Here is a 12,546-nt window from a genome sequence, read left to right as displayed (position 1 = left end):
TCCCAAGGGAAAGCGCTATGCGCTTTTGCCGGGAAAACCGTTTCACACTTTTCCTGGAATTGGTCTGAAAGCCGGCCCCGCTCGCGACGCATACCTGCGACGCGGCTGGGCTCAAGCTTCCTTTATCGCCATTTCCAGGATGCGTTTGTCCGCCCCGTCGACGACGAGGGCGGTCAGCATGCCTGATTGCCAGGCAAGCGTGTCGACATTGACGCGGTTGGCCATCACTTCGGCCTCGGGGACGGGTGTGTGGCCATGCACCACGATCTTCGGGAACAGGCCGGTGTAATCGTGGAAAACGTCGCGGATCCAGATCAGGTCCTGCGGGTTCTGCTTGTCCAGCGGAATGCCTGGCCTGATGCCGGCATGGCAGAAGAAGAAATCGCCTGATGTCACCGAGAACGGCAGCGACCGCAGGAAATCGACATGGCCCGGTGGCATGGCCTCGAGCAAGGCCTGATGTCCCCGCCTCATCGTCTCCATCTTGCCGAACCAGCTAGCGTCGGCGGTCAGCGACACGCCATAGGACAGCGCTGTCTGGACGCCGCCAAAGCGCATGAAAAGCCCTTCCGGGTCGGGGGTTCCCAGAAAATCGAGAAAGCCGATGTCATGGTTGCCGGCGAGCATCAGATGGCGCGGATCGCGTTCTCGGGCCTTGATCAGGAAATCGATGACGCCTTTGGAGTCCGGCCCGCGGTCGACATAGTCGCCGAGATGGATCACCCGCCAGTCGCGAGCCGGTTTCCATTCCAGCTCGCTCTCGATCCGCTGGTGCATGGCGGCCAGCAGGTCGAGTCGGCCATGCACGTCGCCGATCGCGTAAAGACGCACACCCTCCGGCCCATGCGCGTCGAGAAAATGGATGCCGGGTTCCGCCAACGCCTCGTGGTCTCCGTGGTCAGGCTGTCACCGGACCCTAGCGCCGGAGCTGGTCCTTGCCCATGTCGGTGACCAGACGCTTTCCGCACAGCGCCAGCGTGATGTCCATCTCCTTGCGGATGATTTCCAACGCTTTGGTAACCCCTTCCTTGCCGAGCGCACCGAGGCCGTAAAGAAATGGCCGGCCGATATAAGTGCCCTTGGCGCCGAGGCAGAGCGCCTTCAGCACATCCTGGCCGGAGCGGATACCACCGTCCATATGCACTTCGATCTGGTCGCCGACCGCGTCCGCGATCTCTTCCAGCGCCATGATCGAGGACGACGCGCCATCGAGCTGGCGCCCGCCATGGTTGGAAACCACGATCGCGTCGGCTCCGGTCTTGGCCGCCATCAACGCATCCTCCTTGTCGAGGATGCCTTTCAGGATCAGCTTGCCGCCCCAGCGCTCCTTGATCCAGGCGACATCCTTCCACGACAGCTGCGGGTCGAACTGCTCCGTCGTCCAGGACGACAGCGAAGAGACGTCGCCGACACCCTTGGCGTGGCCGACGATGTTGCGGAAGGTGCGGCGCTTGGTGCCGGCTATTCCCAGGCACCAGCGCGGCTTGCTGGCCAGGTCGATGATGTTGGCCAACGTCATCTTGGGCGGCGCCGAGAGCCCGTTGCGCACGTCCTTGTGGCGCTGGCCGAGGATCTGCAGGTCGAGCGTCAGCACCAGCGCCGAGCATTTCGCCGCCTTCGCCCGGTCGATCAGGTCGAGCACGAAATCCTTGTCGCGCAGCACATAAAGCTGGAACCAGAACGGCTTCTTCGTCACCGAGGCGACATCCTCGATCGAGCAGATGCTCATCGTCGACAGGGTGAACGGCACGCCGAATTCCTCGGCCGCCTGCGCCGCCAGCATCTCGCCATCGGCATGCTGCATGCCAGTCAGGCCGGTCGGCGCCAAGGCCACCGGCATCGACACCTTTTGACCGATCATGGTCGATTCCAGCGAGCGGTTGCTCATGTCGACCAGCACGCGCTGACGGAACTTGATCTTCTGGAAGTCTTCCTCATTGGCGCGATAGGTGCTCTCGGTCCATGCGCCGGAATCGGCATAATCGAAGAACATCTTGGGCACGCGCCGGCGGGCGAGGTCCTTGAGGTCTGCGATGGTGAGAATCTCGCTCATGATGGTCCCCGCTTGGATCGAATTGACTAAAGCATGATGCCGAAAAGTGTGAAGCGGTTTTCGGATGACATCATGCTCTATGAACGTCTGCGTGCCGGTTCGGTGTCGCCGGCTTCCGAGCGTTGCCGCAGCCTGAGCCGCGACACGCGTTGCCAGTCGCCGCTGCGCTCGGCTTCGGCCATCGACCGCTCGACATAGGTCATGTGGTCCATTGCCGCTTGTCGGGCGCCAGCCGGATCGCCGGCTTTGACCGCGGCATGGATTGTCTTGTGCTGCGCCAGCAGCGCCTCGCGCGCGCCGGGCACGGTGAACACCAGCAGCCGGTTCTGGAACACGCCTTCCGACAAAAGCCGATAGCAGGAGCGCAGCGTGTGCAAGAGCAGGATGTTGTGCGCGCATTCGCAGATCGCGTGATGGAACTCGACGTCGATTTCGGCCTCGTCGTCGAAATCGCCAGTGCGATGCGCCTCGTCCATGCGCGCCATGATGCGGTTGAGCAGCGCAAGGTCCTCCGGCGTGGCGCGCCGCGCCGCATATTCGGCGGCTATGCCTTCGATCTCGCGGCGGTATTCCAGATAGTCGGCCACCGCCTTGCGATGCATCGAGATCAGGTCCGCCACCGGCTTGGTGAACAGCTGGCCGATAATGTCGGCGACATGCGTGCCGCCCCCGGCCTTGGTCGTCAGCAGCCCACGCCCTTCCAGCGCCTTCAGCGCGTCGCGCAGGATCGGCCGCGACACGTCGAACTGGCGTGCCAGCTCGCGCTCGCCCGGCAGCCGGTCGCCGGTGCGCAGCACGCCTTCGAGGATGAGGCTCTCGATCTGCTGCACCACCTCGTCGGCGGTGCGCGAATGCTCGATCCTGGAAAAAATGTCGCTCAACAGCTGTGCCTGGGAATTGAACCGGTGTCGCGCAGGATAAAGCCTGCGTCGCCAACTGGTCAAATTATTTATCCAATTGGTCGAAGTGGGTCGGTTTTGCCGCCCGAAGCTATATCGTCTTCGGCTAAACTTTGCTGTTTGCGTCATCTGGCTATTGGCTCTAGAGGGACGCCAACGCAAGAGGGTTCACAGAAACCCGGGGGACAAGCCGTGTCAGACGACCCGTCCAATCTCGAGTTCCAGCCGCGCGCCAAGGGCAGCGTCATGGGTTTCCCTGCGCATGAGGGCCGGCCTGGTGCGCTGGGCGAGGTCCATGCCCGGCCGCATCCGCTGATCGAAAAGCCGCGCGTGCTGGTGCAGCTCGCCTTCATGACCGAGGGCGGCTCCGGCGTTGACCATGCCGTGCTATCCGAACTGTCGCGGCGTCTCGGCATTGCGGCACCCGACCGCCAGGCCCGCCACCATGCCATGAAGTGGGGCAAGGGCTCACTGCGCTGGGAGCGGCACACGGAATTCTCGACCTATCTGTGGGAAGGCCCGCTTTCCGAAAGCGGCAGGACGCAGGAGGATACCCCCTTCGGCAACGGCTTTTCGCCGCCGGGCACCGTCATTTCGGGCATCCGCCTGGAAATCCGCAAATGGACCCAGACGAGCGAGCGGCTGATCGCGGCTTTCGATCCGACCAGCCTGTGCTACTCGCTGGTCGAGCGCGGCAATGCGGCCATCGTCACCGATTTCCGCCAGGACGGCGACGGCATGACCCGCATCCTGGTGCTCGATCGCGGCCTGACGCCGGCACGGACCGGGGCGCTGTCGCAGCGGCTGATCGACATCGAGACCTACCGCACATTGGCCATGCTTGGCCTGCCACTGGCGCTGACCTTGTCGGGCCGCGCGCGCCGCATCGAGGACAGGCTCGCCCAGACCACGCTGGAAATGAAGGTCGCCGAAACCCGCGACAGCCAGACCTTACTCGCCGACCTGACGGAACTGGCGGCCGAGTTGGAAGCAGACGCCGCCTCCAGCCTGTATCGCTTCGGCGCCAGCCGCGCCTATGACGGCATCGTCGTCGAGCGGCTGGAAGCGCTCGAGGAAGAGGCTGTGCCCGGCTACGACACCTGGGGTGGGTTTTTGCAGCGCCGCGTCGCGCCTGCCATGCGCACCTGCCGCTCGGTCGAGGAGCGGCAGGCCAATCTGTCGCGCAAACTGACCCGCGCCACGACGCTGCTGCGCACCTGGGTCGATGTCGAGGTCGAGAAGCAGAACCGCGACCTGCTCGCCTCGATGAACAACCGCGCCCGCCTGCAACTGCGCCTGCAGCAGACCGTCGAAGGCCTCTCGGTCGCCGCCGTCTCCTACTATGTCGTCGGCCTCATCGGCTATGTCGCCAAGGGTGCCTCGATCTTCGGCCATGCCTTCGCGCCGGAGGTCGTCACCGCCGCGTCGGTGCCGGTCGCCATCCTGCTGGTCTGGTGGGGCGTGCGCCGCGTGCGCCGGATGCATTCCGAACCGGCGAAGCATCCCGGCGAATAGCGGCAGATTGCCGCTGCGGAAGCTTGTCCCGACCTTGATGCCGGAGGCCGCATCACCGTAGCGTTTGCAAAGAATGCGCCTCACTGGTAAAAGATTTTGACCAGTCAAGCAAAGTGAGGCTGCAGATGTCCGGCCTGGCCATGCCGAAACCAGACGAAGCCACGCTGCGCCGGCGCGACGAGATCGTTGCCGACATGCGCATCATCGTGCCGGGCGAGGGCGTCGTTGACGCGACCAATCAGATGCGCGCCTTCGAGAGCGATGGCCTGACCGCCTACCGCCAACTGCCGCTGGTCGTCGTGCTGCCCGAAACGGTGGCGCAGGTTTCCCGGGTGCTGAAATACTGCAACGACCGCAACATCCGCGTCGTGCCACGCGGCTCCGGCACCTCGCTGTCGGGCGGCGCGCTGCCGCTGGAAGATGCGGTGCTGCTGGTCATGAGCCGCTTCAACCGCATCCTGGCGATCGATTTCCCCAACCGCATCGTCGTTGCCCAGCCGGGCGTCACCAATCTCGGCATCACCACCGCCGTCGAGCAGGAGGGCTTCTACTACGCCCCCGATCCATCCTCCCAGATCGCCTGCTCGATCGGCGGCAATGTCGCGGAAAATTCCGGCGGCGTGCACTGCCTGAAATACGGCCTCACCGCCAACAATGTGCTCGGTATCGAGATGGTGCTGATGAATGGCGAGGTGGTGCGGCTCGGCGGCAGCCATCTCGACGCCGAAGGCTACGATCTGCTTGGTGTGATGACGGGTTCCGAAGGCCTGCTCGGCGTCGTCACCGAGGTCACGGTCCGCATCCTGAAGAAACCGGAGACGGCGCGCGCGCTGCTGATCGGCTTTCCGACCAGCGAGCAGGGCGGCCAGTGCGTCGCCGACATCATCGGCGCCGGCATCATTCCCGGCGGCATGGAAATGATGGACCGGCCGGCGATCCAAGCGGCGGAGGATTTTGTCCATGCCGGCTATCCCCTCGATGTCGAGGCTTTGTTGATCGTCGAACTCGACGGGCCGGGCGTCGAGGTCGATCATCTCATCACTGCGGTCGAGGCGATCGCCATCCGCAACGGCTCGACCACCTGCCGCATCTCGCAGTCCGAGCAGGAGCGGCTGAGCTTCTGGGCCGGCCGCAAAGCGGCCTTCCCCGCGGTCGGCCGCATCTCGCCCGACTATTACTGCATGGACGGCACCATCCCGCGCAAGGAACTGCCGCGCGTGCTGGCCGGCATGCGCGAACTGTCGGAAAAATATGGCCTCGGCGTCGCCAATGTCTTCCACGCCGGCGACGGCAATCTGCACCCGCTGATCCTCTACGATGCCAATGTGCCGGGTGAACTCGACAAGGCCGAAAGTTTCGGCGCCGACATTTTGCGGCTCTGCGTCAAGGTCGGCGGCGTCTTGACCGGCGAACATGGGGTTGGAGTCGAGAAGCGCGACCTGATGCCGGAAATGTTCAACCAGATCGATCTCGACCAGCAGATGCGCGTCAAATGCGCCTTCGATCCCAACCATCTGCTCAACCCGGGAAAAGTGTTCCCGCAATTGCGCCGCTGCGCCGAGCTTGGGCGTATGCACATTTCCGGCGGCAAGCTGCCATTTCCGGACATTCCGAGGTTTTGAGGATGACGGCTCAGGTCGATATGTTGGATCACGGCAGCTCCGCAATTGCGATTGGCGACTCTGCCACATGACCACCTTCACCCCGACCACGTCAGACGAAGTGCTCTCCTCGGTCGGCTGGGCGGTGGCGGAAGGCGCGCCGCTCGAAATCCTTGGCCACGGCTCCAAGCGCGGCATCGGCCGTCCGCTGCAGACCGAGCATACGCTCGACCTGTCGAAACTCACTGGCGTCACGCTTTACGAGCCCGCCGAACTGGTGCTGTCGGCAAAGGCCGGCACGCCTTTGGCCGAGATCCAAAAACTGCTGGCGGAAAACGGCCAGCAGCTGGCGTTCGAGCCGATGGATTACGGCCCGCTGCTCGGCGGCGAGCCGGGCAGAGGCACGATCGGCGGCGTGCTTGCCGCCAATCTCTCCGGTCCGCGCCGGCTGAAGGCGGGTGCGGCGCGCGATCATATCCTCGGCATCAACGTCGTGTCGGGCCGTGGCGAGGCCTTCAAATCCGGCGGCCGGGTGGTCAAGAACGTCACCGGCTACGACATGTCGAAGCTGATGGCCAACAGCTGGGGCACACTGGCCGTTTTCACCGACGTTACTTTCAAGGTGCTGCCATCAGCCGAGACCGAGGTGACGCTCGCCATCCGTGGGTTGCTCGACGATGCGGCCGCCGCAGCGATGGCGCTGGCGCTCGGTTCGAGTGCTGAAGTGTCGAGCGCCGCCCATCTGCCGGAGCGCATCGCCGCGCGCGTCGCCGGCGCCCTCGGCAGCGATGCCGCGACGCTGCTGCGCGTCGAAGGCTTTGGCCCGTCCGTCGCCTATCGCATCGCCGCGCTGAAGACGCTGCTCGGCAAGGCCGGGCTGCTGGAGGAGATTTCGGGCGAGGCTTCAAGGCTGATCTGGCGCGATGTGCGCGATATCAGGCCCTTCGCCGACGGCAGCGAGAAACCGGTCTGGCGCGTCTCGATGACGCCTGCCCAAGGCCACCAGATGGTGCTGACCCTGCGCATGCAGGCCGCCGTCAGCGCCTTCTATGACTGGCAGGGTGGGCTGGTATGGTTGCGCATGGAAGAGGGCGACCCGGAAGCCGCCCTGCTGCGCGGCCTGTTGCGCAAACATGGCGGCGGCCATGCGACGCTGGTGCGTGCCGCCCCCTCCCATCGCGCCGCTTTGCCTGTCTTCGAGCCGCAGCCGCCGGCGCTGGCAGCACTCAGCCAGCGGCTGAAGACGGAATTCGACCCAAAAAACATCCTCAATCCCGGCCGCATGGCCTAGGACATCAGCGATGCAGACTAATTTCTCATCCGCCCAGCTCGCCGATCCGCATGTCGCGGAGTCGGAAAAGATCCTGCGCAAATGCGTGCATTGCGGCTTCTGCACCGCCACTTGTCCAACCTATGTGACGCTCGGCAACGAGTTGGATTCACCGCGCGGGCGCATCTATTTGATCAAGGACATGCTGGAAAACGGCCGTCCCGCCGACAAGGAGATCGTCACCCATATCGACCGCTGCCTGTCGTGCCTTGCCTGCATGACCACCTGCCCGTCGGGCGTCAATTACATGCATCTGGTCGATCATGCGCGCGCCCATATTCAGGAAACCTACAAACGGCCACTGCTCGATCGCCTGACCCGCGCCATGCTGGCCTTCGTGCTGCCCTATCCCTCGCGCTTTCGCGCTGCGCTGAAACTGGCGAGACTGGGCAAGCCGTTCATCGGCCTGTTCGACAAGGTGCCGGCGTTGAAGCCGCTCGGCGCCATGCTCAAGCTCGCGCCGGCCTCGATCCCGGCAGCCTCGCCGATGGCCTCGCCGGGCGTCCATGCCGGGCAGGGGGCAAAAAAAGGCCGTGTCGCCATCCTCACCGGCTGCGCGCAGTCGGTGCTCGACCCCGCCATCAACGACACGACGATTTCGCTGCTCACCCGCCTCGGCGTCGAGGTCGTGGTGCCGCCTGGCGAGGGCTGCTGCGGCGCGCTGGTTCATCATATGGGCCGCGAGGAAGCCGCCTTGGCCTCGGCCAGGCAAAATATCGATGCCTGGACACGTGCCATCGACCAGGGCGGGCTGGATGCCATCATCATCACCGCGTCGGGCTGCGGCACGACGATCAAGGATTATGGCTTCATGCTGCGGCTCGATCCGGCCTATGCCGACAAGGCCGCGCGGGTGTCGGCGTTGGCCAAAGACATCACCGAATATCTGGCCGCTTTCGACTTGCCCGAGCCGGTGCGCAAGCCGGGCACCATCGTTGCCTATCACTCGGCCTGCTCCATGCAGCACGGCCAGAAGATCATCCGCCAGCCGAAGGAACTGCTGGCCAAAGCCGGCTTCATCGTGCGCGAGCCGCGCGAGGGCCATCTGTGCTGCGGCTCGGCCGGCACCTACAACATCCTGCAATCCGAAATTTCGGCCAAACTGCGCGATCGCAAGGTGAAAAACATCGAGGCGACAGGCGCTTCGATCGTCGCCACCGGCAATATCGGCTGCATCACGCAGATCGCGTCGGCCGCGAAGCTGCCCGTGGTGCACACGATCAAACTGCTGGACTGGGCCTATGGCGGTGAGCCGCCAAAATTGCTTTGATTGCGGCACACCCATTGGCGGGACTGCTGGCATGCCCAACTCAGACTCCGAGGAAATTGAAACGATCGTTCGGCTGCTGTCGGATCGATCGCGCGGGACTTTCCAAGCCCATTATGCCGAATGCGAAGCAATCATCGCTCGACATTTTAGGGACGGGTCCGAATTCCTGTTTGCACTGATCAAAGCGGCGGTAGAGGCGGATGTTCAGCAAATCACTCTGATTAACGACGCCGTTTCATTTCTCGACGACGCCCATCTGGCCCGCCTGGCATTTTTTCTGCAAGGGGAAGCGAAACGCGGCACAGATGTTGAAGACCTGTTGTCCCATGCCATGCTGCAGGCACCAGACTTGTTTCCAGACAGTGTGCTGGCCACCAGTTACGATTTCGCAGATTGGCAGGAACACGCCGATCCGCGTTCACCGCCAATCTGTCAACACTTTGTCTTCGAAGGCGGCTCTCCGGGCGACTCGCCCTTTCCCGCGCACCACAATCACCCCACCTGGCATCTGCCAACTATCGGACGGCCATATGCTGTCGGAGGCATGGGTTCGGCAACGTGCCCGATCTGCCGGCAGAAATTGACACACCTGGTTACCCTGGAGGATTTTGGAGACACAACGATATCTGTTCCTAGGCTCCGCATCGAAACCTGTACGAATTCTCTCGAACTGACCTACTATTCCCACGACGCTGCCGGCGTGCCGACACCGATAGCGCCGTTCCATTCCGCCTATGATTTCACATCGGATCCGGCCACAGCGGAAAGCACTGTCCGCCTGGCCCCCACACCGCAGCGCTGGCTCAGGCAGTCGTATGGGATCAGCAATTCAAGGCAAAATCTGTTTCGGCTTGGCGGGCTGCCGTCATGGGTTCAGGGGCCGCAATTTCCGCTTGCTCCCGGAACGGATAGGGAGATGAAATTTCTTCTCCAGTTCGATTCATTGGCCGGCTTCTTCTGGGGTAGCGGTGGCATGCTTTACGTTTTCTGGGATGAGGAATCCCGGATCACATGCCATGTACCGCAATACACCTGACGCAAGCAGCTACTCCGCCGCGAGCCTGTCCGCGGTGCCGTAAGTGGCCTCATAGAGCGCGCGCTGGCGGCTGAGCGCCACCATCGTGTTGCGCAGCAGGATCGCCACTGTGATCGGACCGACGCCGCCCGGCACCGGCGTGATCCAGGAGGCAACCTCGCGCACGCTTTCGGTGTCGACGTCGCCGACGATGCGGCTGGATCCGTCAGGCCCAATTTCGGAATTGATGCCGATATCGATGACGGCGGCACCGGGCTTGACCATGTCGGCCTTGATCAGCCGTGACTTGCCCACCGCGACGAACAGCGCATCGGCACGGCGGGCATGTGCCGCGACCGATCGCGTCATATGATGGCAGACCGTCACCGTCGCGCCTTCGCTCATCAGCAGGAAGGCGATCGGCTTGCCGACGATTTCCGAATGGCCGACGATGACCACTTCCAGCCCCTTGAGGTCGAGCCCGGTTTCCTTGAGCAGTTCGACCGAGGCCGCCGCCGTGCAGGGCGCCAGGTCGAGCTGGTTGTATACGATGTTGCCGATCGAGGCCGGATGCATGCCTTCGACATCCTTGAGTGGATGCACGGCCGCCTGCAGCGTCCTGATCGGAATATGTGCGGGAACAGGCCGCTGGATGATGATGCCGGTGACACGCGGATCGGCGTTCAGGCCGTGGATGGCCGCTTCCAGTTCGCCTGCGGTGATGGTGGCGGGGAAACGCCGTTCCTCGAAATCGATGCCGGCGAGCTGAGCCTTGGCACGCTGATTGCGCACATAGACGTCGACCGCATCGGTATCGCCGACGGTGATCGAGATCAGCTTGGGTGGAAAACCTTCGGCTTTGGCAATTGCCGCATCCTCGCGCACGGCGGCGATGATGCGCTGGGCTACCGGGCCGCCCTTGAGATAGCGGCTGTCGTCGGACAGGGACATGGGGTGGACTCTTTTTCTTGCGCTGGCGCCGACATAGCAAAAGACCGTCGAAAATGGCAGCACGAAAGCGAACCGCCATACCTTCTGCGCGACGCAACGACGCGGGGCCATGTCGCAGGCACTTGGACGCCGGTCAAAAAAGAAGGGCAGCGCGGTTTCCCGTGCTGCCCTTCTTGACCGACCGCATCCCCATACGGCCCGTCCCCCGTTATTCCTTCCGACCTCAGAAAACCAAGTGTTTCCCGATGAGGTGATTCGCTATCATATCACCTCGACCGTGGTTCCGACATTGACCCGTTCATAGAGGTCGACCACGTCCTCGTTGCGCATGCGGATGCAGCCTGACGACACCGCGCCGCCGATCGTCCAGGGCTGGTTGGTGCCGTGGATGCGGTATTCGGTGGTGCCGAGATAGAGCGCGCGCGCGCCGAGCGGGTTTTCCATACCGCCGGCCAGATAGGTCGGCAGATAGCGGCCCTTGGCGGCTTCGCGCTTGATCATCTCTGCTGGCGGGCGCCAGTCCGGCCACTCGCGCTTGTTGGTGATCTTGTGCGTGCCCGACCATTCGAAGCCGGGCTTGCCGGTGCCGACGCCGTAGCGCCGTGCCTTGCCGTTCTTCTCGATCAGGAAGAGGAAATTCTGCGTTGTGTCGATGACGATCGTGCCCGGCTTCTGCGGGCCGTCATAGGCGACTTCCTGCGGCAGGTAGATCGGGTTGATCTGCGGCCGCATGACCATGCGCTTGGCCGGCGCCTGTACGGCCGCCGTCTGCACGCGGTCTTGCTGCGCCGGTTGCGCATAGCGCAAGCGCGGCTGCTGCTGCACGATTTGGCGGTTCTGCCGCACGATGCCGGGCGCATTGCCAAGCTGCAGCACCCACGGGGCGGAAAGGTCGGGGCTCACCATCACGGGCGGCCTGTCGGCATAGCGGTCGCCAGCGGCTGCTTGCGTGACGCCGGCAAACGCAGCCACGGCGCCGAGCACGGAAAACAAAACTCTCTTCATCAGGAACGCACCTTGATCGTCTTGATAGAACCGGGTGGAAACAATGCTCCGGTTCGGCGATCATTGGCGCGCAAGCAGCAACCGAAACATGAATCGGAATGCGTAAAATGCGGAAGTGTCAGTAAACCTTTTGGTGTGGTTACCGCCGGGTTCAGGAATCTGGTAAAGCCGCAGTAAATGCAGCGCAAAAGCGCATTAACGAACGGGTTTTGGCTATGGAAAAGGAAAACACCGGCCTGCTCGCGGGTCCAGACGGTGTCGCGCGCTGCTTCTGGCACGGCAATCTGCCCGATTATCTGCACTATCACGACCATGAATGGGGCCGGCCGATGGCCGACGATCGCAGGCTGTTCGAAAAGATCTGTCTCGAAGGGTTTCAGTCGGGCCTGTCGTGGCTGACCATCCTGCGCAAGCGCGAGAATTTTCGCGAGGCCTTCGCCGGCTTCGACTACGACAGGGTCGCCGCCTTCACCGACAAGGATGTCGAGCGCCTGCTTGGCAATGCCGGCATCATCCGCCATCGCGGCAAGATCGTCTCGACCATCAACAACGCCAAGCGCGCCCGCGAAATGGTCGACGAGTTCGGCTCGCTCGCCGCCTGGTTCTGGAAATTCGAACCCGGCAAGGACGAGCGGCCCAAGGTTGTCGATCTCGCCCACCTGCGCGCCAACCCGACCACGGCGGTCTCGGTTCGGATATCGAAGGAGCTGAAGAAGCGCGGCTGGAGTTTTGTCGGCCCGACCACGGTCTACGCCTTCATGCAGGCCATGGGCCTGGTCAACGACCATCTCGAAGGCTGTGTCTGCCGCAAGGCGGTCGAGAAGGAACGGAAGGCTTTCAAGCGGCCGAAGTAGCTTCCTTCGCCCGTTCACGGGGAGAAGGTGCCGGCAGGCGCATGAGGGGCGGC

11 protein-coding genes are annotated in these 12,546 nt (G+C 63.3%); 6 read left to right on the top strand and 5 right to left on the bottom strand.

Annotated elements, in window-relative coordinates:
* Window positions 1–111: 111 nt before the first annotated feature.
* The 3 genes from AC1D05_RS19550 to AC1D05_RS19540 form a co-directional block, all read right to left on the bottom strand.
* Window positions 112–879 (bottom strand): metallophosphoesterase, encoded by a 768-nt coding sequence (locus tag AC1D05_RS19550; RefSeq protein ID WP_477443088.1) that lies wholly within the window; start codon window positions 877–879, stop codon window positions 112–114.
* A gap of 37 nt (window positions 880–916) precedes the next feature.
* Window positions 917–2,053: an alpha-hydroxy acid oxidase gene (locus tag AC1D05_RS19545; RefSeq protein WP_477443086.1), complete on the bottom strand. Its 1,137-nt coding sequence runs from the start codon at window positions 2,051–2,053 to the stop codon at window positions 917–919.
* 77 nt (window positions 2,054–2,130) lie between these two features.
* Window positions 2,131–2,934, bottom strand: coding sequence for an FCD domain-containing protein (locus tag AC1D05_RS19540; RefSeq protein ID WP_477443084.1), 804 nt, complete (start codon window positions 2,932–2,934; stop codon window positions 2,131–2,133).
* A gap of 210 nt (window positions 2,935–3,144) precedes the next feature.
* Between AC1D05_RS19540 and AC1D05_RS19535 the strand changes: the two genes are divergently transcribed.
* From AC1D05_RS19535 to AC1D05_RS19515, 5 genes are all read left to right on the top strand, one after another.
* Entirely contained in the window at window positions 3,145–4,467 is a 1,323-nt protein-coding gene (locus tag AC1D05_RS19535; RefSeq protein ID WP_477443082.1) for a DUF3422 family protein, read from the top strand.
* A gap of 125 nt (window positions 4,468–4,592) precedes the next feature.
* Window positions 4,593–6,089 carry an FAD-linked oxidase C-terminal domain-containing protein gene (locus AC1D05_RS19530; RefSeq protein WP_477443081.1) on the top strand — a complete coding sequence of 499 codons (1,497 nt, stop codon included), beginning with the start codon at window positions 4,593–4,595 and terminating at the stop codon, window positions 6,087–6,089.
* A gap of 67 nt (window positions 6,090–6,156) precedes the next feature.
* Entirely contained in the window at window positions 6,157–7,359 is a 1,203-nt protein-coding gene (glcE, locus tag AC1D05_RS19525; protein ID WP_477443079.1) for a glycolate oxidase subunit GlcE, read from the top strand.
* Window positions 7,360–7,369: 10 nt separating this feature from the next.
* Entirely contained in the window at window positions 7,370–8,668 is a 1,299-nt protein-coding gene (gene glcF / locus AC1D05_RS19520; RefSeq protein ID WP_477443077.1) for a glycolate oxidase subunit GlcF, read from the top strand.
* On the top strand, window positions 8,640–9,704 hold the full coding sequence (locus AC1D05_RS19515) for a hypothetical protein (protein WP_477443367.1): 1,065 nt from the start codon (window positions 8,640–8,642) through the stop codon (window positions 9,702–9,704). The genes glcF and AC1D05_RS19515 overlap by 29 nt, the downstream gene beginning before the upstream one ends.
* Window positions 9,705–9,713: 9 nt before the next feature.
* Here the strand turns inward: AC1D05_RS19515 and AC1D05_RS19510 are convergent, their stop codons facing one another.
* Window positions 9,714–10,634 (bottom strand): bifunctional 5,10-methylenetetrahydrofolate dehydrogenase/5,10-methenyltetrahydrofolate cyclohydrolase, encoded by a 921-nt coding sequence (locus AC1D05_RS19510; protein WP_477443075.1) that lies wholly within the window; start codon window positions 10,632–10,634, stop codon window positions 9,714–9,716.
* Window positions 10,635–10,895: 261 nt separating this feature from the next.
* The gene (locus AC1D05_RS19505; RefSeq protein ID WP_477443073.1) at window positions 10,896–11,639 is read right to left on the bottom strand and encodes a L,D-transpeptidase; all 744 of its coding nucleotides are present in this window, start codon (window positions 11,637–11,639) and stop codon (window positions 10,896–10,898) included.
* A gap of 215 nt (window positions 11,640–11,854) precedes the next feature.
* On the opposite strand from AC1D05_RS19505, the gene AC1D05_RS19500 reads away from it, so the two are divergent.
* Window positions 11,855–12,493, top strand: coding sequence for a DNA-3-methyladenine glycosylase I (locus AC1D05_RS19500; RefSeq protein WP_477443071.1), 639 nt, complete (start codon window positions 11,855–11,857; stop codon window positions 12,491–12,493).
* Window positions 12,494–12,546 lie beyond the last annotated feature (53 nt).

The sequence above is a fragment of the Mesorhizobium sp. P2_E9 genome (genome assembly GCF_056403815.1).
This window is presented reverse-complemented; position numbering and strand designations above follow the sequence as displayed.